The sequence below is a fragment of the Ruegeria sp. BHSC276 genome, assembly GCF_059612945.1.
The window spans coordinates 83,434-108,958 of sequence record NZ_JBXWRP010000008.1; the positions used below are offsets into that span (position 1 = coordinate 83,434).

At 63.3% G+C, this 25,525-nt stretch carries 25 protein-coding genes; 13 read left to right on the forward strand and 12 right to left on the reverse strand.

The window, feature by feature from the left end; genetic code table 11:
• The first annotated feature begins 208 nt into the window (after positions 1–208).
• Positions 209–811 (forward strand): alpha-ketoglutarate-dependent dioxygenase AlkB family protein, encoded by a 603-nt coding sequence (locus AC2FMD_RS14470; RefSeq protein WP_496687820.1) that lies wholly within the window; start codon positions 209–211, stop codon positions 809–811.
• Here AC2FMD_RS14470 and AC2FMD_RS14475 read toward each other — a convergent pair.
• A complete protein-coding gene (locus tag AC2FMD_RS14475) occupies positions 808–1,629 on the reverse strand; it encodes an ABC transporter permease (protein WP_496681567.1) in 822 nt (273 codons plus the stop codon). The two genes, AC2FMD_RS14470 and AC2FMD_RS14475, sit on opposite strands and share 4 nt — an antisense overlap.
• A 122-nt stretch (positions 1,630–1,751) precedes the next feature.
• On the opposite strand from AC2FMD_RS14475, the gene cysQ reads away from it, so the two are divergent.
• From cysQ to AC2FMD_RS14510, 7 genes are all read left to right on the forward strand, one after another.
• On the forward strand, positions 1,752–2,549 hold the full coding sequence (gene cysQ / locus AC2FMD_RS14480; protein ID WP_496742937.1) for a 3'(2'),5'-bisphosphate nucleotidase CysQ: 798 nt from the start codon (positions 1,752–1,754) through the stop codon (positions 2,547–2,549).
• Positions 2,549–3,349 (forward strand): 3-deoxy-manno-octulosonate cytidylyltransferase family protein, encoded by an 801-nt coding sequence (locus AC2FMD_RS14485; protein WP_496795148.1) that lies wholly within the window; start codon positions 2,549–2,551, stop codon positions 3,347–3,349. The genes cysQ and AC2FMD_RS14485 overlap by 1 nt, the downstream gene beginning before the upstream one ends.
• A 73-nt stretch (positions 3,350–3,422) precedes the next feature.
• On the forward strand, positions 3,423–4,406 hold the full coding sequence (gene galE, locus AC2FMD_RS14490; RefSeq protein ID WP_496711007.1) for a UDP-glucose 4-epimerase GalE: 984 nt from the start codon (positions 3,423–3,425) through the stop codon (positions 4,404–4,406).
• Between the two features lie 7 nt (positions 4,407–4,413).
• Positions 4,414–5,457 (forward strand): glycosyltransferase family 2 protein, encoded by a 1,044-nt coding sequence (locus AC2FMD_RS14495; RefSeq protein ID WP_496711066.1) that lies wholly within the window; start codon positions 4,414–4,416, stop codon positions 5,455–5,457.
• A gap of 184 nt (positions 5,458–5,641) precedes the next feature.
• Positions 5,642–6,628: a glycosyltransferase family 2 protein gene (locus AC2FMD_RS14500; RefSeq protein WP_496743437.1), complete on the forward strand. Its 987-nt coding sequence runs from the start codon at positions 5,642–5,644 to the stop codon at positions 6,626–6,628.
• Entirely contained in the window at positions 6,625–8,328 is a 1,704-nt protein-coding gene (locus AC2FMD_RS14505) for a DUF5927 domain-containing protein (protein ID WP_496743436.1), read from the forward strand. Before AC2FMD_RS14500 ends, AC2FMD_RS14505 begins: the two co-directional genes overlap by 4 nt.
• 6 nt (positions 8,329–8,334) lie before the next feature.
• Positions 8,335–9,780, forward strand: a complete 1,446-nt coding sequence (locus tag AC2FMD_RS14510; protein ID WP_496743434.1) for a nodulation protein NodH — start codon at positions 8,335–8,337, stop codon at positions 9,778–9,780.
• Here the strand turns inward: AC2FMD_RS14510 and AC2FMD_RS14515 are convergent.
• The 8 genes from AC2FMD_RS14515 to hslO form a co-directional block, all read right to left on the reverse strand.
• Positions 9,764–10,282: a L,D-transpeptidase family protein gene (locus AC2FMD_RS14515; RefSeq protein WP_496743433.1), complete on the reverse strand. Its 519-nt coding sequence runs from the start codon at positions 10,280–10,282 to the stop codon at positions 9,764–9,766. The two genes, AC2FMD_RS14510 and AC2FMD_RS14515, sit on opposite strands and share 17 nt — an antisense overlap.
• A 56-nt stretch (positions 10,283–10,338) precedes the next feature.
• Positions 10,339–11,124: an ion transporter gene (locus tag AC2FMD_RS14520; RefSeq protein ID WP_496743432.1), complete on the reverse strand. Its 786-nt coding sequence runs from the start codon at positions 11,122–11,124 to the stop codon at positions 10,339–10,341.
• A 20-nt stretch (positions 11,125–11,144) separates the two neighbouring features.
• Positions 11,145–12,374, reverse strand: a complete 1,230-nt coding sequence (locus AC2FMD_RS14525) for a class I SAM-dependent RNA methyltransferase (RefSeq protein WP_496711010.1) — start codon at positions 12,372–12,374, stop codon at positions 11,145–11,147.
• 39 nt (positions 12,375–12,413) lie between these two features.
• Positions 12,414–14,246: an ABC transporter ATP-binding protein gene (locus AC2FMD_RS14530; RefSeq protein WP_496711011.1), complete on the reverse strand. Its 1,833-nt coding sequence runs from the start codon at positions 14,244–14,246 to the stop codon at positions 12,414–12,416.
• A complete protein-coding gene (locus AC2FMD_RS14535; RefSeq protein WP_496795149.1) occupies positions 14,243–16,093 on the reverse strand; it encodes an ABC transporter ATP-binding protein in 1,851 nt (616 codons plus the stop codon). Before AC2FMD_RS14535 ends, AC2FMD_RS14530 begins: the two co-directional genes overlap by 4 nt.
• A gap of 191 nt (positions 16,094–16,284) precedes the next feature.
• On the reverse strand, positions 16,285–17,439 hold the full coding sequence (locus AC2FMD_RS14540; protein ID WP_496743430.1) for a CCA tRNA nucleotidyltransferase: 1,155 nt from the start codon (positions 17,437–17,439) through the stop codon (positions 16,285–16,287).
• The gene (locus tag AC2FMD_RS14545; protein WP_496681590.1) at positions 17,436–18,035 is read right to left on the reverse strand and encodes a CoA pyrophosphatase; all 600 of its coding nucleotides are present in this window, start codon (positions 18,033–18,035) and stop codon (positions 17,436–17,438) included. The genes AC2FMD_RS14540 and AC2FMD_RS14545 overlap by 4 nt, the downstream gene beginning before the upstream one ends.
• Positions 18,025–19,011 carry an Hsp33 family molecular chaperone HslO gene (hslO, locus tag AC2FMD_RS14550; protein WP_496743428.1) on the reverse strand — a complete coding sequence of 329 codons (987 nt, stop codon included), beginning with the start codon at positions 19,009–19,011 and terminating at the stop codon, positions 18,025–18,027. Before hslO ends, AC2FMD_RS14545 begins: the two co-directional genes overlap by 11 nt.
• Before the next feature lie 76 nt (positions 19,012–19,087).
• Here hslO and AC2FMD_RS14555 point away from each other — a divergent pair, with 76 nt between their 5' ends.
• On the forward strand, positions 19,088–19,531 hold the full coding sequence (locus tag AC2FMD_RS14555) for an NUDIX hydrolase (protein ID WP_496711014.1): 444 nt from the start codon (positions 19,088–19,090) through the stop codon (positions 19,529–19,531).
• On the opposite strand, the gene AC2FMD_RS14560 is transcribed toward AC2FMD_RS14555, so the two are convergent.
• On the reverse strand, positions 19,528–20,793 hold the full coding sequence (locus tag AC2FMD_RS14560) for a PP2C family protein-serine/threonine phosphatase (RefSeq protein ID WP_496681649.1): 1,266 nt from the start codon (positions 20,791–20,793) through the stop codon (positions 19,528–19,530). The genes AC2FMD_RS14555 and AC2FMD_RS14560 overlap by 4 nt on opposite strands.
• A gap of 163 nt (positions 20,794–20,956) precedes the next feature.
• On the opposite strand from AC2FMD_RS14560, the gene AC2FMD_RS14565 reads away from it, so the two are divergent.
• Entirely contained in the window at positions 20,957–21,283 is a 327-nt protein-coding gene (locus AC2FMD_RS14565; RefSeq protein ID WP_496681594.1) for an Hpt domain-containing protein, read from the forward strand.
• Between the two features lie 4 nt (positions 21,284–21,287).
• Here AC2FMD_RS14565 and ilvA read toward each other — a convergent pair whose 3' ends face one another.
• Positions 21,288–22,514 (reverse strand): threonine ammonia-lyase IlvA, encoded by a 1,227-nt coding sequence (gene ilvA / locus AC2FMD_RS14570; RefSeq protein ID WP_496795150.1) that lies wholly within the window; start codon positions 22,512–22,514, stop codon positions 21,288–21,290.
• 59 nt (positions 22,515–22,573) lie between these two features.
• The gene (locus AC2FMD_RS14575) at positions 22,574–23,341 is read right to left on the reverse strand and encodes a hypothetical protein (RefSeq protein ID WP_496795151.1); all 768 of its coding nucleotides are present in this window, start codon (positions 23,339–23,341) and stop codon (positions 22,574–22,576) included.
• Between the two features lie 135 nt (positions 23,342–23,476).
• Here AC2FMD_RS14575 and AC2FMD_RS14580 point away from each other — a divergent pair, with 135 nt between their 5' ends.
• The 3 genes from AC2FMD_RS14580 (at position 23,477) to AC2FMD_RS14590 (ending at position 25,497) form a co-directional block, all read left to right on the forward strand.
• Positions 23,477–24,703 carry an argininosuccinate synthase gene (locus tag AC2FMD_RS14580; RefSeq protein WP_170373152.1) on the forward strand — a complete coding sequence of 409 codons (1,227 nt, stop codon included), beginning with the start codon at positions 23,477–23,479 and terminating at the stop codon, positions 24,701–24,703.
• Between the two features lie 32 nt (positions 24,704–24,735).
• Positions 24,736–25,134, forward strand: a complete 399-nt coding sequence (locus AC2FMD_RS14585; protein WP_496795167.1) for a DUF1810 domain-containing protein — start codon at positions 24,736–24,738, stop codon at positions 25,132–25,134.
• An 81-nt stretch (positions 25,135–25,215) separates the two neighbouring features.
• Positions 25,216–25,497, forward strand: a complete 282-nt coding sequence (locus AC2FMD_RS14590) for an SCP2 sterol-binding domain-containing protein (protein WP_496795152.1) — start codon at positions 25,216–25,218, stop codon at positions 25,495–25,497.
• The last annotated feature ends 28 nt before the right edge of the window (positions 25,498–25,525 follow it).

Sequence of the window (25,525 nt, forward strand, 5' to 3'; positions counted from 1 at the left end):
GATCCCTTTCTTTTCAAGGCGATGTCCCGAGGCCAGAACCCGTTATGGCATCCCAGCCCCGATCTGTTGGGCGCGGTGGCACTACACCCTCGCGCGTCCCGGCGTATATAAGGGCGAGGCCCAAGGCCTGCAAGCACTGTGAAATGCAGGTTTTCGGGAATCTTGGGCCTTTTTTGGCAAGGATTTCGAAAGGAATGAGGTTTCTGCCGTGACGCGCCTGAATTTACGCGGATTCGACATCAGAAAAGGCCATCTGGACGGCGCCGCCCAGCAACAGCTGGTCGACGCCTTGCGACCGGTTCTGAAAGCCGCGCCGCTGTTTCATCCCAGCACGGCCTCGGGGCGCAAGATGTCGGTGCGCATGACCTCGGCCGGGCCGTTGGGCTGGGTGTCGGACGGCCGCGGATACCGCTACCAGGGCGCGCACCCCAAAGGCATGCCCTGGCCGGACATCCCGCAGCCGATCCTGACCATCTGGCGCGAGGTGACCGCGCTGGACCGCGACCCGGACTGCTGCCTGATCAACTATTACGGCGAAGGCGCCCGCATGGGCCTGCACCAGGACAGGGACGAGGCCGATTTCTCGTGGCCGGTCGTGTCAATCTCATTGGGGGATGACGCTCTGTTCCGCATCGGCAACACCACCCGCGGCGGAAAAACCGAATCCGTGTGGCTGAACTCGGGCGACGTGGTGGTCATGGGCGGCCCCGCACGGCTGGCCTATCACGGAATCGACCGGATCCGGTTCGGGTCGTCGCGCCTGCTGCCCCGGGGTGGCCGCATCAACCTGACCCTGCGCGTGGCGACCTAGCGCCGGGCGTCCCAGCTTTTCGAGATGTGCTTGCGTGTATAGAATTCACCCAGCAGGCCGATCATCATCAGCGCGATGCCGACCCAAAGCGCATATTCCCAGCTGGTGTTGCGCGGGAAATAGTTGCGAAAGATGAACCCGCGGCACTGATCGATCGCGTGGAACAGCGGGTTCCAGGCAAACATCGCCAGCAAATAGCCGCCCAACGCGTTGGCGACGAACATCTTGCCGGAAAACACCATGTTCAACCGCCGATAGACGTTGCTGAGCATCAGGGACACCGTCGGCAGCCACGGCTTGAGCGCCATGAACACCAGCCCCACGGAACAGCCCGTGTACCAAGCCAGCACCAACATCGCGAAGGCGCCGCCGGGGTCCTGCATCTCGATCGGGGTAACCGCCACGCTGTAGACGAACAGGATCACCAGGATCGACACGATCTGCGTATACAGCGCGCCGAAAGCCGCCGCCAGCAGCAGAACCATCATGTTCATCGGCGAATGCAGCATCATCGGGTTGTTGGTGCCCCCCAACGAGGCGATCGCGCCCACCGCCTTGATATGGGTCATGAACAGGAAAATGCCCGACAGCAGGTACAGGATGAACTCGCCGCGGATCTTGGCCACCCGGGCACCCATGAAAGACATGATCAGGTAGAATACGCTGGCCAGCAGCACGACCTGCAGGATGTTCATCACGATGGCCAGAACGGCGTTGCTGTGCTGCGAGCGGATGTTGCGCACGACGGCGTGGAACACCAGTTCCGCCGTGGTGAAGGCGCTGCCAAGCAGACTGCTGCTGCGCTTGTAATAGAACACTCGAACGCTCTTTCCCGGGTTTGTTCCGACAGCCTGGCACGAATTCCTTGCCGTTCCGTATCCGGCACAGCATAAGTTCGTCAGGTTTTCGGATCAACAAACCATGGAAACGGAGCATTTTTGTGACCTATGACGACCTCATCCCCGTGATCAGACGCCTGGCCCTGGAAGCGGGCGACAAGATCATGGAGATCTACGATGCCGATGATTTTGACGTGAAGGACAAATCCGATTCCAGCCCAGTGACCGAAGCTGACGAAGCCGCCGATGCGCTGATCTCGGCCGGGCTGCGCGCCGCCTTCCCCGACATCCTGCTGGTGACCGAGGAACAGGCCGCGTCGCACAGCCAGCAAGGCGACACCTTTCTAATCGTCGATCCGCTGGACGGCACCAAGGAATTCATCAACCGGCGCGGGGATTTCACCGTGAACATCGCGCTGGTCGAAAACGGCGTGCCCACCCGCGGCGTGGTCTATGCCCCGGCCCGCGGGCGCATGTTCTATACCCTGGCCGATGGCCGCTCGGTCGAGGAGACCGACGCCTTGGACAAGGACAAACCGGGCGAGGTCACGCCGATTTCAGTCTCTGATCCGGACAATTCGGCGCTTTTGGTGGTGGCCTCGAAATCGCATCGCGATCAGGCCACGGATGACTACATCAACAAATACCAGGTCAAAGACAGCAAGTCGGCGGGCTCGTCGCTGAAATTCTGCCTGGTGGCCACGGGCGAGGCCGACCTCTACCCGCGTGTCGGGCGAACCATGGAGTGGGACACCGCCGCAGGCCACGCGGTGCTGGCCGGAGCCGGGGGCCATGTGGTGCGTTTCGACGACCACACGCCGCTGACCTACGGCAAGGAGGGTTATGCCAACCCGTTCTTTATTGCCTATGCCCCGGGCGTCGAACTCAAGGAGGCCTGATGTCGGTTCTGATCGCGATCCCCGCCCGCTATGCCTCGACCCGCTATCCGGGCAAACCGCTGGTGCCGCTGACCGGCGCAACGGGAAAGCCCATGACCCTTATCGAGCGGTCCTGGCGCGCGGCCATGTCGGTCTCGGGCGTCGACAGGGTGGTGGTGGCCACCGATGACGACCGCATCCGCGCTGCGGCCGAGGGCTTTGGCGCCGAGGTGGTGATGACCTCAGAAAGCTGCGCCAACGGCACCGAACGCTGCGCCGAGGCGCATGACAGGCTGGGCGGCGGATACGAGATCGTGGTCAACCTGCAAGGCGACGCCCCCCTGACCCCGCATTGGTTCATCGAGGATTTGGTCAATGGCCTGCGCGCTGCGCCTGAGGCCGGCGTGGCCACGCCGGTGCTGCGGTGCGACGGCGAGGCGCTGAACGGGCTGCTGAACGACCGCAGGCATGGCCGGGTGGGCGGCACCACCGCCGTCTTCGCGTCCGATCACAGCGCGCTCTATTTCTCGAAGGAAGTGATCCCCTTCACCGCCGAAACCTATGCCGGGTCGGATCCGACGCCGGTGTTCCACCATGTGGGCGTCTACGCCTACCGGCCCGACGCGCTGGCCGCCTATCCGGGCTGGCCGGTCGGGCCGCTGGAACGGCTCGAGGGGCTGGAACAGCTGCGGTTCATGGAAAACGGGCGCAAGGTTCTGTGTGTCGAGGTCGAGGCAAAAGGCCGCCAGTTCTGGGAGTTGAACAATCCGCAGGACGTGGCCAAGATCGAAAGCATGATGGCCGCGATGGGGTTGGAATAGGCGCAGATTCCCCGTTCCGCGCGGGCAGCGCAGCAATTAACCCATGAGCGGCAGACATTCGGCAGGACCACGGATGACAAACATACTCGTGACCGGCGGTGCCGGATATATCGGATCTCATGCCTGCAAGGCGCTGGCGCAGGCGGGCTATGTGCCCGTGACCTATGACAACCTTGTAACCGGCTGGCAGGATGCGGTGAAATTCGGCCCGTTCGAACAGGGCGATCTGCTGGACCGCGCGCGGCTGGATCAGGTCTTTGCCAAGTACCAACCGGCGGCGGTGATGCATTTCGCCGCGCTCAGCCAAGTCGGCGAAGCCATGAGCGAGCCGGGCCGGTACTGGCGCAACAACGTCACCGGATCACTGAACCTGATCGAGGCGGCCGTGGCCGCCGGTTGCCTGGATTTCGTTTTCTCGTCCACCTGCGCAACCTATGGCGACCAGGACAACGTGGTGCTGGACGAAACCACGCCGCAACACCCGCTGAACGCCTATGGCGCCTCGAAACGCGCGATCGAGGACATCCTGCGCGATTTCGAACAGGCGCACGGGCTGAACCACGTGATCTTTCGCTATTTCAACGTGGCCGGTGCCGACCCTGACGGCGACGTGGGCGAGTTCCACCGCCCCGAGACCCATCTGGTTCCGCTGCTATTGGACGCGATCGACGGCAAGCGCGATGCGCTGACCGTCTATGGCACCGATTACGACACGCCCGACGGCACCTGCATCCGCGACTATGTCCATGTCTGCGACCTGGTGGATGCGCATGTGCTGGGCCTGCGCTGGCTGGAACAGGGCAAGGGCAGCCGGGTGTTCAATCTGGGCACCGGCACCGGGTTTTCAGTAAAAGAGGTGATCGCGCAGTCGCACAGCGTGACCAACCGCGAGGTGCCCTTCAATGTCGGTCCGCGCCGGGCGGGCGACTGCACCAAGCTGGTTTCAGGCTCGACCCGGGCCGAGGCCGAACTGGGCTGGCGGCCCAAACGGTCGCGGCTGGAAGTGATGATCGCCGATGCCTGGCGCTGGCATCAGAATGGCCATTACGAAAAGTGATCGTGCCATGGGCGCCGCGCACCATCATGACGAAAACGCCCCGGGCTGGATTCGCAGATACCGCCTGCGCCTGAAACGCAAGCGCCTGTTGTGGCGGTCCTTCCGCAGCCGCCACGCGCTGACGCCGGTTTCGGACAAGACCCGGCTGATCGCGCCCACCGACATTCTGGCCTTTACCACCCTACGCAACGAGATGGAGCGCCTTCCTTGGTTCCTGCGCCACTATCGCCGGCTGGGGGTCGATCATTTCCTGATGGTCGACAACGGCAGCGATGACGGCTCGGTCACCTACCTGCTCAACCAGCCGGACGTTTCGCTGTGGCAGACCGGGGCCAGCTATCGCGAGGCGCGGTTCGGGCTGGACTGGCTGACCTGGTTGCAGATGCGCTATGGCCATGGCCACTGGACCCTGATGGTGGATGCCGACGAACTGCTGATCTATGCCCATCACGACAGCCGCACCCTGCATGACCTGACCCGATGGCTGGACGGAAACGGGCAGCTGGCTTTCGGCGCGCTGATGCTCGACCTTTATCCCAAGGGACCGCTGGGCAGCCAGACGCACGACCCCGATACCGACCCGACCGAGACCCTGCCCTGGTTCGACCCCGGCCCCTATCGCGTGCGGCGGCAACAGCCGCTGGGCAATCTGTGGGTGCAAGGCGGGGTGCGTGACCGGGTTTTCTTTGCCGACCGGCCCGAGCGGGCGCCGACGTTGAACAAGATCCCCTTGGTCAAGTGGAACCGCCGGTTCGCCTATGTGAATTCCTGCCACTCGGCGCTGCCCCGACATCTGAACCATGCCTATGACGGGCCGGGGGGCGAGGCGCCTTCGGGGGTGATGCTGCACACCAAGTTCCTGCCGCAGGTCGTCGCCAAATCGCAGGAGGAAAAGCGCAGGCGCCAGCATTTTCACGATCCCGACCAATTCGGGCCATACTATGATGGCATCATCGCCAGGCCCGACTTGTGGACCACCCATTCCGAGCGCTTTGCGGGCTGGGTGCATCTGCAGGCGTTGGGGCTGATGTCTTCGGGCGGTTGGCGTTGAAGGGGGAACTCCGCACCCGGAAAACCCCTGTCTGGATAACGCCATTTAAATAGATTGCCTTGCAAGGTGCGAAAATGTCATAAAACGTCATTGCCCGGCACCACTCTGGCCGCAACCAGCCCCGGGCATGCTCGCGTAAGGAAAAAGGTTGGGCAGTCGCGTGAGCCTTTTGGATTCCTATCGGATGAGACTGCGGCGCAAGCGCCGTCTGTTGCGTTGCGCACGCCGCGGCCGCGATCTGAAACCCGTTCAGGACAAGACCCGCCAGATCCGCTCGGACGACATCCTGTTGATGAGCGTGGTGCGCAACGAAAAGATCCGCCTGCCCTGGTTCCTGTCCTACTACCGCAAGCTGGGCATCGACCACTTTCTGTTCGTGGACAATGACAGCGATGACGGCACGCTGGAATACCTGGCACAGCAGCCCGACGTCTCGGTCTGGCATACGGCGGCCAGCTATCGCCGGGCCACATTTGGGGTTGACTGGTCCAACCACCTGCTGCGCCGATACGCGCATGGCCACTGGGTCCTGACCGTCGATCCGGATGAGTTCTTCGTCTATCCCTTCTGCGACACGCGCCCGCTGCGCGCGCTGACCGACTGGCTGGACGGCACCGGGGTGCGCAGCTTCGGCACCATGCTGCTGGACATGTACCCCGAAGGCCCGATCCAGGAGGCCCCGTATTACGAAGGTCAGGACCCGTTCGAAATTGCGCCCTGGTTCGACTCGGGCAACTATGTGATCAGCAAAAACCCCGTGTACGGCAACCTCTGGATCCAGGGTGGCCCGCGCGCGCGCATGTTCTTCAGGGACCGGCCGGAAAAGGCCCCGGCCCTGAACAAGATCCCGCTGGTCAGATGGGACCGGCGATATGTCTATGTCAGTTCGACCCATGCCTTGCTGCCGCGCGGCCTGAACCAGGTCTATGACGAATGGGGCGGAGAAAAGGCCAGCGGCGCCTTGCTGCATGCCAAGCTGATCGACACCCTGGGAACCAAGGTGCAGGAAGAGCTGCGGCGGGGCCAGCACTATCGCGGGTCGGCGGAATACATGGCCTATCTGGCCGAGCTGGAAAACCGGCCTGTCTTCTGGTGCAAATGGTCCGAGAAATACATCAACTGGCGCCAGCTCGAGATTCTGGGCCTGATGTCCAAGGGGAACTGGGCATGAATGGCAGCTTGGGCATCATCATGCTGGTCCATACCGCGCTGGGCCGGGCCGAACAGGTGGCCCGGCACTGGACGGCTGCGGGATGCCCTGTGGTGATCCATGTCGATCGTAAGGTCGCCCGACAGGTGCATGACGATTTCGTGTCGGCCTGCGCCGATGATCCGCTGATCGTGTTCTGTGACCGCCATGTCTGTCACTGGGGCGGCTGGGGGATCGTCGCGGCCACCCAGACGGCCGCGGAACTGATGCTGGACCGCTTCCCGGGCGTGCGTCACGTCTTTCTGTCCTCGGGCGCGTGCCTGCCGCTGCGCCCGGTGCAGGACCTGATCGACTATCTGGCTGACCGGCCGCGCGCGGACTTCATCGAAAGCGCCACCACCGCCGATGTCAGCTGGACCGTGGGCGGGCTGGATGCCGAGCGATTCACGCTGCGGTTTCCGTTCTCGTGGCGCAAGCACCGCAAGCTGTTCGACCGGTTCGTAAAGCTGCAACGCGCGGTCGGCTACCGGCGGCGAATCCCCGACGGGTTGGTGCCCCACATGGGCAGCCAGTGGTGGTGCCTGACCCGCCAGACGCTGTCGGCGATCCTGCAGGACCCGAAACGCCCGATTTACGATCGCTATTTCCGGCATGTCTGGATTCCGGATGAAAGCTATTTCCAGACACTGGCGCGGCTGTATTCCACCCAGATCGAAAGCCGTTCGCTGACCCTGTCTAAATTCGACTACCAGGGCCGGCCGCACATCTTCTATGACGATCACCTGCAGCTGCTGCGCCGGTCCGACTGTTTCGTCGCCCGCAAAATCTGGCCACAAGCCGACCGGCTGTACCAGGCGTTCCTGTCCGACCAGCCCGGCGCGCTAAAACCTGCCGAACCCAATCCGGGCAAGATCGACCGGGTGTTTTCCCGCGCGGTCGAGCGTCGCACCCGCGGACGCGACGGGCTGTACATGCAAAGCCGCTTTCCCCGCCACGGCAGCGAGAACGGGCTGACCGCGTTCCCTTATTCGGTGTTTCAGGGATTTTCGGAGCTGTTCGTCGATTTCGAGGACTGGCTGTCCAACACCACCGGCGCGCGGGTCCAGGGCCATCTGTTCGCACCCGAGCGGGCCGAGTTCGCAGGCCGGGAAACCCTCATCAACGGCGCGCTCAGCGACAGCGCGACGCTGCGTGACTACAACCCAACCGCCTTTCTGTCGAACCTGATCTGGAACACCCGCGGCGAGCGGCAGTGCTTTCAGTTCGGCCCCGCCGATACGCAAAAGATCAACTGGTTCCTGGCGCGGGACAAGAACGCGCAGGTTTCGGTCGTTACCGGCGCCTGGGCGGTGCCCCTGTTCCGGTCGAACCAGAATTTCGGGGAAATCCGCGCCCAGGCCGCGCGGCTGCAGAAGATCGAGAGCGAGCAGCTCGAGGTGCTCGATTCCGTCTGGACCAAGGCACGGGTGCGAATCTGGTCGATGGCAGAATTCCTCGAATCCCCGATCGAGCATCTGCAGACCGTAATCGACGAGATGGGCGTGTCGCAGCCGGGCCACCTGATCGAAGCGCCCAGGATGGTCGATCTGACCGGGTTCGGAAAATTCCTGCAGAACCTAAAGAACCAAGGCATGCACCCCTTCCTGATGGGGGATTTTCCGGTCGACGACGTGTTCGGCGGCCAGACCCGGCCTTATCACAAGCCCTATCTGGTGCAATGATCCGGAATGCCCAGCCCGTTTGACCATTTCATCATCCTGGCCGACATGCGCACCGGCTCGAACCTGCTCGAGACGCATTTGAACGCGCTGGACGGCGTGACCTGCCATGGCGAGCTGTTCAACCCGCATTTTATCGGGTACCCGAAAGAGACCCATGTTCTGGGTTTCTCCATCGACCAGCGCGACCAGGACCCCGCCGCGGTGATCCAGGCCGTGCGCAGGGCACCGGGCGGCCTGCACGGGTTCCGGTTTTTTCCGTCGCACGACCCGCGCGCGCTGGCGCTGGCGCTGGACGATCCGCGCTGCGCCAAAATCATCCTGACCCGCAACCCGCTGGACAGCTACATCTCGTTGAAGATCGCCCGCGCTACCCAGCAGTGGAAGCTGACCAACGTGAAACAGCGGCGCGATGCGACGGTGCCCTTCGATCCGCAGGAATTCGCCGACTATCTGGACCGGAGACAGGAGCATCGCCTTGCGGTCTTGAACCACCTGCAACGCACCGGACAGGTTGCCTTCCACATCGGATATGACGACCTGTCGGATCTGGAGGTTCTAAACGGGCTGGCCGCCTGGCTGGGTGTGGCTGCGCGGTTGGATCGGCTGGCCCCCGACCTAAAACCGCAGAATCCGGCACCCGCCCTGTCCAAGGTCTCGAACCCCGAGGAAATGCAACAGGCGCTGCGCGACACCGATTGGTTCAACCTGCACCGCCCACCAAGTTTCGAACCGCGCCGCGGCCCCGGCGTGCCCCGCTATGTCGCGGCTCCGGACACGCCGCTGATATATCTGCCGGTGCGCGGCGGACCCGAGCAGGCGGTGACCCACTGGCTGGCCGCGCTGGACGGCTGCCCGCCCGACGGGCTGCTGACCCGACGCAACCAGCAACAGGTGCGCCGCTGGATGAAGACGCGCCCGGGGCATCGCAAATTTACCGTGCTGCGACACCCGCTGGCCCGCGCGCATACTACATTCTGCAACAAGATCCTTGCCACCGGGCCGGGCAGCTATGCCGCCATCCGCGCCACGCTGCGCAATCGGTTCAAACTGCCCATTCCGGGGCAGCTGCGCGAACAGAATTATACGCTGGATCAGCATCATGCGGCCTTTGCCGCGTTTCTGGAGTTTCTGAAGCTGAACCTCGCGGGGCAGACCCCGATCCGGGTGGATGGGCTGTGGTGCAGCCAGGCGCAGGTGCTGGAGGGCATCGCCGCCTTTGCCCAGCCTGACCTGATCCTGCGCGAGGATGAGATGGCAACCGCCCTGCCGGATCTTGCGCGCAGGTTTGGCCACGGCGCACCGCCCGCGCCGCCCCCGTTAGAGCCGGATGCGCCCTACAGGCTGGAACAGATCTACGATGCCCGGCTCGAGGCGCTGGCGGCCGATGCCTATCAGCGCGACTATGTCCAGTTCGGTTTCGGCGACTGGCGGCCGGTCACGGACGCAGCGTGATGACCGTGCCGGGCTTGACCATGGCATAGATCTCTTCGATCTCGTCATTCTTGACGGCGATGCAGCCTGCGGTCCAGTCCGGGGTCTTTTTCGCGCGCTTGCGCTCTTTGCGCAGGTTCGGCTGGCCGTGGATGAAGATGTCGCCGCCGGGATCGACCCCCATCGACTTGGCCTTGGCGACGTCCTGCGCGTTTGGATAGGAAATTCCGACCGACAGGTGATATCGGCTGCGAGGGTTGCGGCGGTCGATCAGATAGGTGCCTTCGGGTGTGCGGCCGTCTCCGCGCTTGACCTTTGTGCCGCTTGGAGCGAAGCCAAGCTCGACATCATACTCGCGCAAGACCTGCTCGTGATGCAGCAGGTACATCTTGCGCGCGCCCTTGTTCACAACGATGGATGTCACCTCGGGTCCGTTGTAGGTCAGAAATCGAGGGCCCCCACTTCCACAAGCCGAAAGGCTCAGTGTTGCCAGTGCACCCAATCCAAATGCTCGACGATCCATGATTTCACTGCCTGCTCGTTTTGCAGCATCATGCCAAAATCCGGCGGAAACGGAAATCACTTTTTGCTGTTCATATGTTCGGTCAGGCGGCGTTCGATCGAGTCCAGCCGCTCGAGCACCTCGTCCCGATAGGCATCGGTCCTGACGCCTTCCTCGGCGTGGTGGGCATCCTGCATCGAATTCACGATCAGACCGACCAGCAGGTTCACCACCGCGAAGGTTGTGACCATGATGAATGGCACGAAAAACAGCCAGGCATAGGGATAGACCTCCATCACCGGGCGCACGATGCCCATCGACCAGCTTTCCAGCGTCATGATCTGGAACAGGGTATAGGCTGAGCGGCCGAGGTCTCCGAACCAGTCGGGGAAGCTGTCGCCGAACAATTTGGTCGATATCACCGCGCCGATATAGAACAGGATCGCCATCAGCAGGAACACGCTGCCCATGCCCGGCAGCGCCTGGATGAACCCTTCGACCACCCGGCGCAGACGCGGCGCGACCGAGATCACCCGCAGCACCCGCAAGATCCGCAACGCGCGCAGAACCGAAATGCCGGCGCCGCCGGGGACTAGGGCGATGCCGACGATCACGAAATCGAAAATGTTCCAGCCATTGAGGAAAAACCGGCGCCCGTTGGTCACCAGTTTCATCGCGATCTCGGCCACGAAGATGGTCAGGCAGATGGTATCGAGCAGCACGATCACCGGCCCGAACTTCGCCATCAGCGTGTCCGAGGTTTCCATGCCCAGCAGAACCGCGTTCACCAGAATGACGCCGGTGATGAATTGCGCAAATCGCGGGTTTTCGACAAAGGCCTGCAGGCGCTGCCGGATCGTCATGCGAAGGGTCTCCTGTCGGGTCATGGGTTCTCTGCCAGTTTGAAGCTGCCCACCAGTTCGCTGTGGGATGACCATCGAAATTGGTCAACCACTTGGACCCATTCAAGGGCATAGCCCGCCTTAACCAGAATTTTTGCATCCCGCGCGAAGGTCACAGGGTTGCAGGACACATAGGCGATGACCGGACGGCGGGCCTGAGCCAGCTCGGCCACCTGGGCCTCGGCGCCGGCGCGTGGCGGGTCCAGAACCACGGCGTCGAAGCGGCGCAGCTCGTCCGGCATCAAGGGGCGGCGGAACAGGTCGCGCATCTCGGTCGTGACCTGTTTCAATCCCGTGGACTTGCGCCAGCCCTGGTCCAGCGCGCGGGTCATATCAGCCGCGCCTTCAACGGCATGAACCTCGGCCCGTTGCGCCAGCGGCAACGAGAACGTGCCGCAGCCCGCGAACAGATCAACCACACGCTTGGCTGGGCCAACAATCTCCAAAACTGCCAGTGTTAGAGCCTGTTCTCCATCTTTCGTGGCCTGGAGGAAAGCCCCCGGCGGCGGGACCACCGTGGCCGGACCGAAGCGCTGTGCGGGTGGGTTGCGCATGGCGATCACCTCGCCATCCCAGGCCAGCCGTGCCAAGCCGTGCTGCTCGGTCGCCTGCGCAAGCGCCAGTTCCAGCGGGCCGTCCAGAGGTTTGCCGCCCTGCACCGCCACGTCCAGCCCGGCTTCGGACAGGGTCAGGGTGACCGACAACACGCCCTTGCGGCTGCCGCCCAGTTCGGCCAGCGCCTTGGCCACGGGGATGGCGGCGGTCAGCGCCGGGTCCAGCAGCTGGCAATCAGGAATCTCGGTGATCACGTCCGAGGCGCGGCCGTGGAACCCCGCCAGCGCGCCCTTCTTGGTGCGGCGCACCGCGATGGTGGCGCGGCGACGCGACTGCGGCGGCGACGTCAGGATCGGGCGCATCTCGGCCTGCAGCCCCTGAGCAGCCAGCGCGGTACGCACCACCTCGACCTTCCAATCTGCCACGAAGGCGTCCGAGGCGTGCTGCAACTGGCAGCCGCCGCAGCTTTTGTAGTGGCGGCACGGCGGTTTGACCCGATCATCCGACGGCGTCAGCACCTTGATATCGGTCAGCTCCGAGCCGTCCAGCAGGCCGCTGACCCGCTCGCCAGGCAGCGTTCGGGGGGCATAGACCGGGCCCTCGGCGATGCCGTCGCCCTGATGCCCGAGGCGGAGAATGGTGTATTCCTGCGTCATGGCCTGCCTGATAGCCGGGCTGATGCGCCAACAAAACCCTTATTCGGCGGCCTCGGTCTGGATGAACCCGCCCGACTGGCGGTGCCAGAACCGCGCATACAGCCCGCCCTGCGCCAGCAGGGTGTCATGCGGCCCGCTCTCCACGATGCGCCCGTGATCCAGAACGATGATCCGGTCCATCTCGCTGAGGGTGGACAGGCGGTGGGCGATGGCCAGAACGGTCTTGCCCTCCATCACCCGGTGCAGCGCGGTCTGGATCGCGGCCTCGACCTCGGAGTCCAGCGCCGAGGTCGCCTCGTCCAGCACGAGGATCGGCGCGTCCTTGAGGATCGCGCGGGCCAGCGCGATGCGCTGCCGCTGGCCGCCGCTCAACTTGACGCCGCGCTCGCCCAGATGCGCGTCATATCCCTTGCGCCCCTGCCCGTCCTGCAGATCGAGGATAAAGTCATGCGCTTCGGCCTTTTGGGCCGCGGCGATCATCTGGTCTTCGGTGGCATCGGGTCGGCCGTACAGGATGTTGTCGCGGGCCGAGCGGTTGAACATCGCGGTTTCCTGCGTGACCATGCCGATCTGGCGGCGCAGGCTGTCCTGCGTGACGCGGGCGATGTCCTGCCCGTCGATCAATATCTGGCCATTTTCCCTGTCGTAGAGCCTGAGAAGCAGCGAAACCAGGGTGGATTTGCCCGCCCCCGAGGCGCCGACGATCCCCAGCTTCTCCCCCGGCTGCACCTTTAGCGTCAGGTCCGAGACCCCGCCCACGTCGCGACCATAGGCAAAGCTGACATCGCGGAACTCGATCCGGCCCTCGGGCACTGCCAGCTCGGTGGCGTCCGGCGCATCCTCGACCCGGTCGGGCCGCGCCAGGGTTTTCATGCCGTTCTCGATCTCGCCCACATGTGCGTAGATCCCCATCAGGGTGAAGCTGACCCAGCCCGTCATCTGTGCGATGCGAATCGAGATGGCACCCGCCGCCACGATATCCCCGGTGGTCGCCGACCCGACCTGCCAATGCCACAAGGTGGCGCCCAAAAGCAGAACCGGCAGAAGCCCCGCCAAGGTCATCAAAATGAACCGGAAACTGGCCGACAGCTTGCCGAAGGCCAGCGACTTGTCGCGCAGCGCAACCATCGAGTCGCGGGCGGCCTGATCCTCGAACTCGGAATGGGCAAACAGCTTGACCGTCTTGATGTTGGTGATCGTGTCCACTACCTGCCCCGACACCATCGCCCGCGCCCCGGCCCGCGCGGCCGAGCGTGTGCGAATGCGCGGCAGGTACCAGCGCACCAGCAGGAAATACACCGCCAGCCAAGCCACGAAGGGCAGCATGACCAAGGGGTGAATAGACCCTAACAAAAGCAAAGATCCGACAAGCGAGGCGAGGGCAAAGACGATGGCGCTGATGGTCTCCGATACGACCGATGTCAGCGCATTGGCCGTCTGCATCTGTTTCTGCGCGATGCGGCCGGCAAAATCGTCGTCGAAATAGGCGACCGACTGGCCCAGCGTCCAGCGGTTCAGCTTTGCCAGCACCAGCGGCGGGATGTTGGGCATGACGATATAGTTGTTCGACACCGAGGACAGCCCGAACAGCAGCGGTCGGATCAACATGAAGAACGCCACAGCCCCCAGGATCATCCACAGGTTTCGCGGTGTCAGAAAGTTTTCGGGCCCACTGGCAGTCGCCATGTCGATCACCCAGCCCAGAATCCAAGCGGTTCCGGCCTCCATTGCACCTGCAAGGGCGGAAAACAGCGCAGCGGCGAACAACATGGGCCAGGCCCCTGTCAGGCACCAGCGAACGAACGCCCCCAGCCTTTGCGGCGGGGGCGTCTGGGTGGGTTCAAACGGTTTGATCAGGTCTGCGACCGTCATTCTGCTGCCTCGTCCGCGGCCCCGGGGTTCATGAAGCCGCCAGATTGGCGCGCCCAGAACTGGGCGTAAAGACCGCCCTGCTCCAGAAGATCGGCATGGGTGCCTTCCTCGACGATCCGGCCTCCGTCCATCACCAGGATGCGGTCCATCTGGGCGATGGTGCTGAGCCGGTGCGCGATGGCGATCACGGTCTTGCCCTGCATCATGCCGTACAGCGTCTCCTGGATTGCGGCTTCGACCTCGGAATCTAGGGCGGATGTGGCCTCGTCCAACAACAAGATCGGCGCGTCCTTAAGGATCACCCGCGCCAGCGTCACCCGCTGCCGCTGCCCGCCGCTCAGCTTGACGCCGCGCTCGCCCACATGGGCGTCATAGCCGGTGCGGCCCTGCGGGTCCTGCAGGTCGAGGATGAAGTCATGCGCCTCGGCCTGTTTGGCGGCGGCGATCATCTGGTCTTCTGTCGCATCGGGGCGGCCATACAGGATGTTGTCGCGCACCGAGCGGTGCAGCAGCGCGCTGTCCTGCTGAACCATGCCGATATTGCGGCGCAGGCTGTCTTGGGTGACGGTGCAGATGTCCTGCCCGTCGATCAGGATCGCACCGCTTTCCACGTCGTAGAACCGCAGTAACAGCTTGACGAGGGTCGATTTCCCGGCCCCCGACCGCCCGATCAAGCCGACCTTTTCGCCCGGCTGGATGGTCAGATTGACATGATCCAGCCCGCCGGTCTCGCGGCCATAGTGGTGCGACAGGTCGCGGATCTCAATCCGGCCATCGGTCAGTTGCAGCGGCTTGGCGCCGGGCGCATCCAGCAGGTCGACGGGCTGGGCGATGGTCTCCATCCCCTCGGCCACGACGCCCAGCTGGCGGAAGAAGCTGGTCAGCGCCCACATGATCCAGCCGGTCATGGCATTCAGCCGCAGCGTCAGCGCGGTGGCCGCCGCCACCACCCCAACCGAGGCACTGCCCTGCATCCACAGGTAAATGGCCCAGCCGACCACACCGATGATCAACACGCCGTTCAGCGCGACCAGAACGGCATCCATGATGGTGAAGATACGCATTTCGATCTGGAAGGTGCGCCGGGTCTCCTCGATCGCTTCGCGCGCATAATCGAGTTCCTGCTGGGCATGGGCGAACATTTTCACCGAATGGATGTTGGTATAGCTGTCCACTACCCGGCCCGTCACCGTGGACCGCGCATCGGAAGCGGCCTGCGAGGCCGGTCCCACCCGCTGAACCGTCCAGCGCACCAGCAGCGCATAGAGCGCGAACCAGATCAGCAGCGGCAGCAGCAGGCGTGGATCGGCGGCCATCAGCAGGATCGCCGCGCCGATCAGATAGGCCAGCGAGAACGAAATCGCATCGAACACTTGAAACACCACCTCGCCCGCAGCGGGCGGGGTCTGCATGATGCGGTTGGCGATGCGCCCGGCAAAATCATTCTCGAACCAACCGACCGACTGGCGCAGAACGTGCTTGTGCGCCCGCCAGCGGATCAGTGTGCCAAAATTGGGCAGGATCGCGTTGTTCAGCAGCAATACGTCCAGCACATGCAGGATCGGGCGAAGGAACAGGATGAACAGCGCGACCAGAACTAGCTCGGTCCCGTGGGCCTGCCAGACCTCGGACGGCGATCCGCCCAGAAGGTCGACGACCCGGCCCATGTAATAGATCAGCCCGATCTCGACCGCGGCCACGATGATTGACATCAGCGCGGCCCAGAAGAAGACGCGCCGAAAAGGGCGGGAATAATCCAGCATGAAGGGCCACAGCCGTGTCGGCGGCGTGTCGACCTCTTCATAGGCAACAAAAGGGTCAACGAGGTTTTCGAAATAGCGAAACATGGAGGTGCTCCGATCGAGCAGGAAAATTGAAAATGCGAAAGCAGATGGCGCCAAAACACCACCCGTACGGGTCAGGTGTTCTGGCTTTAGCCGAACCAGATCCCGTAATACATTCGCAGTCCTCCATCCATGAGACAGGCGCACCCTAGCCGGAAACCCAAGGACTTGTCATCCCCTTTTGAGACTTCCCGTCAATCTTGCAGCAACGCGTCCCGGTCCAGCGTGAAATGCGAGTCGATCCAGCGGCTTTCCAGTTCGGCCAGTTTCGCGCCCAGCGCCGGGCCAGAGTAACGCCCGAGCAGATCGGCGGCCCTGACCGGGAAGGTCGCCGACGCCCCTTTTTCGACGGCCGCGCTCGTTTCAGCCGTCCAGGGTTGTTCCAGAAAGGCGCAGCGCAGCAGGGCCGCGTCCTGTCCGTCTGGTTGGCCCAGCCGATATCCCAATTCGGCCGCCCCGGCACCGCCCTGCGCGCCGTCTCGGATACGGGTCAGGCGGGCCAGTTGCGCCTTGCTGAGGCGCAGAGTCCCGGCAACCTCGGGCCCTGCGATGACCGCGAGACGGCGCAGCGCGTCGGGGGCAAGCCCGGCCTGCGATTCAAGATGGATCAGGATCGGCAGCGCCCGATCGTCGGCGCCGGGCAGCAGATGCGCCAGAACGCCGATGCTGCGCATGGCGGCCACCGATGGGGCCGGATCGGGCGCGGCCAGAAGTTTCAGCATCTCGGCCCCGACCCGCTCGCGCGACAGCCGGTCGAGCCCGTCCAGATCGGCCGCAATCGCCGCCAGAGCATCCGGGTCCATCCCGGCCTGCGCGTCGCCATACCAGGAGTGGAACCGGAAATACCGCAACGAGCGCAGATAGTCCTCGCGGATGCGATCCCCGGCCGTGCCGATAAACCGCACGCGCCGCGCCTGCAGGTCAGGCAGGCCGCCCAGCGGGTCCAGAATGCTGCCGTCGGGGCGGGCATAGAGCGCGTTCATGGTGAAATCGCGACGGGCGGCGTCCTCTTCCACCTGGTCGGAAAAGGCAACGACCGCGCGCCGCCCGTCGGTTTCGACGTCGCGGCGAAAGGTGGTGATTTCATGCGGTATGCCGTCGCTGACCACGGTCACGGTGCCGTGATCAATCCCCGTCGGAATCGCCTTCAGCCCGGCCCGTTCGGCCAGTTCCATCACCTGCTGCGGCCGGGCATCGGTGGCGATGTCGAGATCCGAGACCGGTGCCCCCAGCAACGCATTGCGCACACAGCCCCCCACGAACAACGCCTGCGCACCGCCCTCGGTCAGCGCTGCACACACGTTCTGTGTGGCCGGGTTCGTGATCCAGTCTTCGGTGATCCGCATCATTCGCTCATCCGTGCCGCCAACCCGCGCAACATGCGGGCCGTGGCGCCCCAGATGTAGTAGGGGCCATAGGGCACCGCGAAGAAATACCGTCGTGTTCCGCGCCAGATGCGCGATTCAACCACATAATTCGCAGGGTTCAGCACATGCGCAAGCGGAACCGAAAACACCTCGTCCACCTCGCCGGGTTCGGCCACCGGGTCAAAGCCGCGCTCCAGAACCGCCACCACCGGCGTCACGGCAAATGACGTGACGGTTTCATGCACCGGCAAGGTACCCAGAATGCGCGGCAGGTCCGGCGGCAGGCCGATCTCCTCCTGCGCCTCTCGCAGGGCCGTGGCGGTCACATCCGCATCGGTGTCGTCCTGCTTGCCGCCCGGAAAGGCGATCTGCCCCGGATGATGTTTCAGGGCCGAGGACCGCTTGGTCAGGATCAGGCGCGGATCGCCACGGACCAGGTCCACGGCGACCAGAACACCTGCCGGGCGCAGCTTGCGCCCCGCAGGCAGAACCGTGCCGGGATTGAGGTCGAAGTCGCTGGACCCATCACCCGGTCGGGCCAGCGCTTCGCTCAGACGCGGGATCAGGTCAGCCGTCATCCGGGTCTTCGGCCTCGAACCCGACCGATTTCGGATCCAGCACGTAATGCGCGCCGCAGAACTGGCAGTCGGCGGTGACGGTGCCTTCGTCGGTGGTCATCTTCTCGATGTCCTGGGCCGAGTAGATAGACAGGCTTTGACGCACGCGATCCTCGGAGCAGGTGCAGCCGAACTGCACCGACTGGGCCTCGTACACGCGGGGCTGTTCCTCGTGGAACAGACGCACCAGCAGGTCGGTCGGCGCCACGGACGGCCCGATCATTTCCAGATCCTCGACCGTATCCAGCAGGATGTTCACGCGGTCCCAGTTTTCGCCTTCATTGCCATCCACCAGGTCCGACGCCGTCAAGATGTCGCCGGTACCGTCATTCGTGGCCACGAAGGGCGAGGCCTTGGGCATGTGCTGCAGCATGATGCCGCCTGCCCGCCAGCGTTCGCCGGCTCCGGGTTCGGTCGATTTTCCGAAACTCAGCGAGAACCGCGTCGGCAACTGCTCGGACTGCGCGAAATAAGACTCGGCGCAGGCCTTCAGCGATCCGCCGGTCAGCGGCGTGATCCCCTGATAGGGCTGCGTTCCCTTGCCTTGGTCGATGAGGATCGCGAAATACCCCTCGCCCACCTGATCGAACGGCGCGCCATCGGTCAGCCGGTCGCGGTCAAAGCTGGCATAGGCCCGGATCTGCGCGGGCTGGCCGTCTTCGCGCGGGGCATAGTAATCTGTGGCGATCATCCGCACCGGTCCGTTCGACTGCACCTGCAGCGACAGCTTCCAGCGCAGCGCGACGGTCTGGCCAATCAGCGCGGTCAGCAGGGCCATCTCGGCCACCAGCGCCTCGACCTGTTCGGGATAGTCGTGCTGTTTCAGGATGCCGTCCAGCACCCCGTCCAGCCGCGCCACACGGCCGCGCATATCCGAGACATCGAGTTGAAAGGGCAGGACGGTATCGTCCCACGCGATTTTCGTTCCAAAAGACATGGGGTTTCCTTAAACGCCACGGGTTGGCATACCGCCACCATATAGGTCGAAGATCCAGAGTTGAAAGGGCTCTTACATGATCAGGCGGTTCGGCGAAACCCCGGAACCGGGGCGCAGATATACTCGGCGCGTGGGAGTCTATGCGCTGCTGCCCCGGGGCGGCAGCCTGCTGCTGACCTGCCAGATCGAGCCCGGCCCCGACCTGCAGCTGCCCGGCGGCGGCATCGACCCGGGCGAATCCCCGGTCGCCGCCCTGCATCGCGAAGTGTTCGAGGAAACCGGCTGGTCGATTGCCTCCCCCCGCCGGGTCGGCGCGTTCCGGCGCTTTACCTACATGCCTGAATACGACCTGTGGGCCGAAAAGATCTGCCTGATCTATCGCGCCCGCCCGGTGCGGCGCCAGGGGCCGCCGACCGAAGCCTTTCACGAGGCGGTCTGGATGAACGCGGGCGATGCGGTCCAGATGCTGGGCAATGCCGGCGACCGCCATTTCGCCCGCTTGCACCTTTCGGAGCGCTAATTCCCGTTGAACTCGAAAAACACGGCCGAGACGTCATCATCCATCGTTTCGCCGGGCGGCATCGACTGGGTGAGCCGCCAGAACATGTCGTCCAGAAACTCGGGGCCGTTGTGCTGGGCCAGACAGTCCCCCGCCAGCCTGCACAGCCCATCTTCGTCAAGCAGCCCGCCATCGGCCACCCGGCATTCGGTGAACCCGTCGGAATACAACAGCAACCGGTCGCCCGGTTGCATGTAGAAGTCGATCTTTCGGAAGGTCGCCCCATCGATCAGGCCGATCGGCAGACCGCCGTCGCCCATGAACTGCATCGAACCATCTGCACGGATCAACAACGGGTGCGGGTGGCCGGCCTGAACCATCTTCACATGGCCATACCGAAGATCGACGATCGCATAGACCATCGTGAAATATTCCTCGATCCCGGTATCGGCCATCAGGCGGGCATTCAGCGTCTCGGCCACCTGTTCGGGGGGCAGCAGTGCATAGAACTTGTTGAACCGCTTCTCCATCGCCACGTTCTGGTCAAAATGCTGGCTGGTCAGGTACCCACCCAACCGCGCGGTCATCATGGCCGAGGTGATGCCGTGCCCGGACACGTCGATGCTGTAGAACCCGATCCGGTTCGCACCGGGCGAGAACATGCCCACGAGGTCGCCGCCGATATGACCGCAGGGCTTGAGCAACAGGCTGACGCGCGAGCGGCCAAACTCCCGGGTCAGCTCGGGCACCAGCGATTCCTGGATGCTGCGGGCCTGCATGAGATCCTTGTCGATCAAGTCATGTGCGGCGCGCAGTTCGGACAAGGCCTTTTCGATCAGCCGGTTCTTTTCCGACAATTCACGCTGCATGCCCAATATCCGCGCACCGGCCGAAATCCGCGCGCGCAGTTCGTCTGCCTCGAGCGGCTTGATGAGGAAATCATCCGCCCCCGCGTCCAGGCCGCGCGCCACCTCCTGCTTTTCGCTCTTGGACGTCAAAAGGATGAAGTAGGTGTACGCGTCTTTTTCCAGCTGTCGGAAGGCGCGGCAGAACTCCAGCCCGCCCATCCCCGGCATCACCCAGTCGCTGAGCACCAGATCGGGCAGACCTTGCCTGCACAGGTCGAGCGCCTCTTCACCGCTGTCCGCCTCGATGACGGTGAACCCCCATCTCTTGAGCGATGCCACGAGGATCCGGCGCTGAAGGCGGCTGTCATCCACCACCAGCACGTTCTGGATGGCACCAAAATCCAGATCAGACTTGATCTCTGGTTGGCTGGGCAATCGCACGCCGACCTCTGCACTTCCTATTCGGGGTGTAGAAACGCTAAGAGTCCAATCTTAACAACCGGTGAAAACCCGGCATCACCACACAGGGACCGACTTAACGTGCTCTTTACCCGATCCCGGTAGTCAGGTCACAAATGGGTCAATGCGGAGAACGGGCATGATAAACTGGCCCAGGGTGCGCCAATTGCGGGATGAGGTCGGGCCCGACGAGTTCGATGAGGTCGTTCACATCTTTCTGGACGAGGTGGGCGAGGTCATCGACCGCCTGCAGGCCGATACCGAACGGCGCGAGCTTGAGCAGAACCTGCATTTCCTGAAGGGCAGCGCACTGAGCCTCGGGTTCGAAACCTTCTCCAAGCTGTGCCAGGATGGCGAGCGACGGGCCGCGGCGGGCCAGGGCGCCGAGGTGAATCTGGACGCGCTCCTGGCCGCCTTCGACGAGTCGCGCAAGACGTTCCTGGCCGAACTGGCGCAGAGCCTGTGAGCGGTCAGATCACGAACTGGGCCAGTGTCTCGTCCTCGGTGATGTCGGTATAGACGAAACCGGCATCGTCCAGATGGGCGAACAGGCGCAGAAAGTTCTCGGGCTTGGCGGTTTCGATCCCGATCAGGACCGAGCCGAAATTGCGCGCCGATTTCTTCATGTATTCAAATCGGGCGATGTCATCTTCGGGGCCGAGGATGTTCAGAAATTCCTTCAGTGCTCCGGGGCGCTGCGGCAGGCGCAGGATGAAGTATTTCTTGACGCCCGAGTAGCGCTGCGCGCGTTCCTTGACTTCGGGAAGACGCTCGAAATCGAAATTCCCGCCCGAGGTGACGCAGACGACCGTCTTGCCGCGCACAAAGCTTTGGACATCGCCCACCGCCTCGATCGCAAGGGCGCCGGCGGGTTCCAGCACGATGCCTTCCACGTTCAGCATCTCGATCATAGTGGTGCAGATGCGGTCCTCGGGGAGAACGATCACGTCCGACAGGTGCCGGTCGCGCAACAGCCGGAACGGCTTGTCGCCAATCCGGCCCACCGCCGCGCCGTCGACAAAATTGTCCACCTTGTCCAGCGACACCGGATGGCCCGCCGCCAGCGCCGCGCGCAGACAGGCCCCGCCTGCGGGTTCGACAAACAGGCAGTGAGTGCGGTCGCCGAACCACGTCGCCACGCCCGAGGACATGCCGCCCCCGCCCACCGGCAGCACCACGTGATCGGGCAGGCCGCCCAGCTGCTCCTCGATTTCGACGGCCAATGAGGCCTGCCCCTCGATCACGTCATCATCGTCGAAGGGCGACAGGAAATACCCACCCTGCTGCGCGCACCAGTCCTGAGCCGCGGCAAGCGTGTGGTCGAAATAGTCGCCGGTCAGGTGGATCTGGATGTTGTCGCCGCCGAACATCCGAGTTTTCTGGATCTTCTGCTGCGGCGTGGTGACCGGCATGAAGATCACGCCCCGCACATCCATGTGCTTGCACATGAACGCCACGCCCTGCGCGTGGTTGCCGGCGCTGGCGCAGACGAACAGGTCCTGCCCCTGCTGTTTGCGCATGGAATTGAACGCGCCGCGGATCTTGTAGGATCGCACCGGGCTGAGGTCTTCACGTTTCAGCCAGATATCGGCATCGTATTTCTCGGACAGATGGGCATTGCGCTGCAACGGGGTTGCAGGAAACACGGTGCGCATCGCCTGTTCGGCGGCGCGGGCGCGGGTCATGAAATCACTCATGCCGCATTCCCTGCCCCATTAGGCCGACAAGGGCAAGGAATACATCGGTGTACGGGCGATCAGCCCAGTTCGCGTTTTTCGATGAACACGCCATACATCGTGGTCAGGATGCTGACACTGATCATCGGCAGGATCACCATGCCGAAGAACACGGCGATCAGAACCCCCAGAACCGGAATCATCGACAGAACGCCACCGGCCAGCTGCACCAGGAACTGGAACAGGATCGAAACCAGAACCAAAACGAGGATGGCGCCCCAAGTGCGTTGGGTGTTGCTCCACGCATCGCCCAGCGTGATCGGATGGCCGATGGCGGCCGCAGGCAGGATGATGGATAACCGATAGAAGCAGACGGTCAGGAACACGATGTAAAGGATCGTCAGAAATATCGAAACCGCGATCGCGCCCTCGCCCAACATTCCGATCATCACAAGCATCGGCAGGTATCCGATCGCAAACAGGAGTATCAACATCAGCCCGCGCCCGAAATAGGCCAGGATGCGGTCGAACCGGAAGGTCGGCAGAAGCCCACTGGGATACTCCTCGAGCAGGATGAAGCGGTGCCACGCCACGGCGATCCAGCCCATGGTGACAAGCATCACGATCGCCAGAAGTATGATGAACAGGATGAATGATACCGGATTCACCTCGGGCGGCAATCCTGTATCGCTGTCGTCAAAGGCTTCGACCGGAATGCCGGACACCAGAAACAGCCCGATGACTACGACGGTTCCGATCACGGCCGGACCAAGAACGATTTGCAGAACCTGCGGCAGATTGCCTAACACCATCCGCAGCGAATGGGCGAAAATCTTCCATCCAAGCATTCAAAAAACCCCTTTGACAATCTTTGGTTGTCTCTGGTGTGCGCTTATTCGCAGCGCCCGGTCAACCCACTGCTTCTTGCCCCCACGTCGAAAACCCGCTAGGGGCCAATCGTCTTACGCATAAGGGGAAGTCAGATGTCCGCGCCCAAGAAAGTTGTTCTGGCCTATTCCGGTGGCCTTGATACCTCGATCATCCTGAAATGGCTGCAGACCGAGTACGGCTGTGAGGTCGTGACCTTCACCGCCGATCTGGGTCAGGGCGAAGAACTGGAGCCCGCCCGCCAGAAGGCCGAGCTGCTGGGGATCAAGCCTGAGAACATCTATATCGAGGACATCCGCGAGGAGTTCGTCCGCGATTTCGTCTTCCCGATGTTCCGCGCCAATGCGCAGTACGAGGGGCTTTATCTGCTGGGCACGTCCATCGCGCGTCCGCTGATCTCGAAACGCCTGATCGAGATCGCTAAGGAAACCGGCGCCGATGCGGTGGCCCATGGCGCGACCGGCAAGGGCAACGACCAGGTGCGGTTCGAACTGGCGGCCTATGCGCTAAACCCCGACATCAAGGTGATCGCGCCCTGGCGCGAGTGGGACTTGACCAGCCGCACCAAGCTGCTGGAATTTGCCGAAGCGCACCAGATCCCGATCGCCAAGGACAAGCGCGGCGAGGCGCCGTTCTCGGTGGACGCAAACCTGCTGCACACCTCGTCCGAGGGCAAGGTTCTGGAAGATCCCGCCGTTCAGGCGCCCGACTATGTCTATCAGCGCACCGTCCACCCCGAGGACGCCCCGAACGAGCCCGAATATATCGAGATCGGCTTTGAAAAAGGCGACCCGGTCAGCATCAATGGCGAGGCGATGAGCCCCGCCACCCTGCTGACCAAGCTGAACGAATACGGCGGCAAGCACGGCATCGGCCGTCTCGATCTGGTCGAGGGCCGGTTCGTGGGCATGAAATCGCGCGGCATCTATGAAACACCGGGCGGCACCATCCTGCTGGAAGCGCATCGCGGCATCGAATCCATCACCATGGATCGCGGCGCGATGCACCTGAAAGACCAGCTGATGCCGCAATATGCGGAACTGATCTACAACGGCTTCTGGTACAGCCCCGAGCGCGAGATGTTGCAGGCCGCCATCGACAAAAGCCAGGAACATGTCACCGGCACCGTTCGCGTGAAACTCTACAAGGGTCTGGCCTCGACCGTGGGCCGCTGGTCGGATCATTCGCTGTATTCCGAGGCGCATGTGACCTTCGAAGAAGACGCCGGCGCCTATGACCAGAAAGACGCCGCGGGCTTCATCCAGTTGAACGCCCTGCGGCTCAAGCTGCTGGCGGCGCGCGACAAGCGGTTGTCCAAGTGACCGAGGATGACGGCATAAACGACGAACTGGAAATGTTCATCGAAGCGCAGGACACGGTCTGGTCCGATGTCCTGCGCGAACTGGAACAGGGGCAGAAGACCAGCCACTGGATGTGGTTCGTCTTTCCGCAACTGGCCGAGCTGGGCCAATCGCACATGGCGCAACTCTACGGGATCGAGGATCTGGACGAGGCTGCGGCCTACCTGGCCCACCCCGAACTGCGCCGCCGCCTGACCGAGGTGGCCCGGCTGATGCTGACCCACGCCGGCAAGGACCCGGCCGAGATTCTGAGCAAAGTGGATGCCAAGAAGCTGCGGTCGTCCATGACCTTGTTCGCCACCGTGCCCGATGCGCCCCCCGAATTCCAGGCGGTTCTGGATGCGTTCTACGACGGTCATCCCTGCCCGCGCACGCAGCAGGCCCTGGGCTGAGCGGTTTCCCGTAAGGTCACGCTTGCCCCGGCCCCTGCCCTCTGTCACCCCGAACGCAAGAGCGAAAAAAGGGAGGCAGGGATGCTGCAGGAAATCGCTGAGGGACTCCAGAAGGGACTGGCCGACAAGCGCTTTGACGGCTCGTTGAAGTTTGATTGCGGCGCCGATGGCGTGATCGTGCTGGCCGACAACACGGCCACCACCCAGGACCGCGAGACCGATTGCACCATCCGCATCTCGCCCGAGAATCTGGGCAAACTGTTGACCGGCAAGCTGAACCCGATGACCGGGGTGATGATGGGCAAGCTCAAGATCTCGGGCGACATGGGCGTCGCGGTGAAGCTGGGGCAGCTGCTGGGCTAGGCGATAAACTCGTCTCACCACCGCGTGA

What these genes read in the sequence shown, in the direction of transcription:
- AC2FMD_RS14505 (WP_496743436.1), top strand. Translation starts at nt 6,625, where the DNA reads ATGAATGGCAGCTTGGGCATCATCATGCTGGTCCATACCGCGCTGGGC.
- AC2FMD_RS14555 (WP_496711014.1), top strand. Translation starts at nt 19,088, where the DNA reads ATGATCAGGCGGTTCGGCGAAACCCCGGAACCGGGGCGCAGATATACT.
- AC2FMD_RS14500 (WP_496743437.1), top strand. Translation starts at nt 5,642, where the DNA reads ATGAGACTGCGGCGCAAGCGCCGTCTGTTGCGTTGCGCACGCCGCGGC.
- AC2FMD_RS14510 (WP_496743434.1), top strand. Translation starts at nt 8,335, where the DNA reads ATGCCCAGCCCGTTTGACCATTTCATCATCCTGGCCGACATGCGCACC.
- AC2FMD_RS14590 (WP_496795152.1), top strand. Translation starts at nt 25,216, where the DNA reads ATGCTGCAGGAAATCGCTGAGGGACTCCAGAAGGGACTGGCCGACAAG.
- AC2FMD_RS14485 (WP_496795148.1), top strand. Translation starts at nt 2,549, where the DNA reads ATGTCGGTTCTGATCGCGATCCCCGCCCGCTATGCCTCGACCCGCTAT.
- AC2FMD_RS14585 (WP_496795167.1), top strand. Translation starts at nt 24,736, where the DNA reads ATGTTCATCGAAGCGCAGGACACGGTCTGGTCCGATGTCCTGCGCGAA.
- AC2FMD_RS14580 (WP_170373152.1), top strand. Translation starts at nt 23,477, where the DNA reads ATGTCCGCGCCCAAGAAAGTTGTTCTGGCCTATTCCGGTGGCCTTGAT.
- AC2FMD_RS14575 (WP_496795151.1), bottom strand. Translation starts at nt 23,341, where the DNA reads ATGCTTGGATGGAAGATTTTCGCCCATTCGCTGCGGATGGTGTTAGGC.
- AC2FMD_RS14495 (WP_496711066.1), top strand. Translation starts at nt 4,414, where the DNA reads ATGGGCGCCGCGCACCATCATGACGAAAACGCCCCGGGCTGGATTCGC.
- AC2FMD_RS14535 (WP_496795149.1), bottom strand. Translation starts at nt 16,093, where the DNA reads ATGTTTCGCTATTTCGAAAACCTCGTTGACCCTTTTGTTGCCTATGAA.
- galE (WP_496711007.1), top strand. Translation starts at nt 3,423, where the DNA reads ATGACAAACATACTCGTGACCGGCGGTGCCGGATATATCGGATCTCAT.
- AC2FMD_RS14520 (WP_496743432.1), bottom strand. Translation starts at nt 11,124, where the DNA reads ATGACGATCCGGCAGCGCCTGCAGGCCTTTGTCGAAAACCCGCGATTT.
- AC2FMD_RS14565 (WP_496681594.1), top strand. Translation starts at nt 20,957, where the DNA reads ATGATAAACTGGCCCAGGGTGCGCCAATTGCGGGATGAGGTCGGGCCC.
- ilvA (WP_496795150.1), bottom strand. Translation starts at nt 22,514, where the DNA reads ATGAGTGATTTCATGACCCGCGCCCGCGCCGCCGAACAGGCGATGCGC.
- AC2FMD_RS14545 (WP_496681590.1), bottom strand. Translation starts at nt 18,035, where the DNA reads ATGACGGCTGACCTGATCCCGCGTCTGAGCGAAGCGCTGGCCCGACCG.
- AC2FMD_RS14515 (WP_496743433.1), bottom strand. Translation starts at nt 10,282, where the DNA reads ATGGATCGTCGAGCATTTGGATTGGGTGCACTGGCAACACTGAGCCTT.
- AC2FMD_RS14525 (WP_496711010.1), bottom strand. Translation starts at nt 12,374, where the DNA reads ATGACGCAGGAATACACCATTCTCCGCCTCGGGCATCAGGGCGACGGC.
- AC2FMD_RS14540 (WP_496743430.1), bottom strand. Translation starts at nt 17,439, where the DNA reads ATGATGCGGATCACCGAAGACTGGATCACGAACCCGGCCACACAGAAC.
- AC2FMD_RS14530 (WP_496711011.1), bottom strand. Translation starts at nt 14,246, where the DNA reads ATGACGGTCGCAGACCTGATCAAACCGTTTGAACCCACCCAGACGCCC.
- hslO (WP_496743428.1), bottom strand. Translation starts at nt 19,011, where the DNA reads ATGTCTTTTGGAACGAAAATCGCGTGGGACGATACCGTCCTGCCCTTT.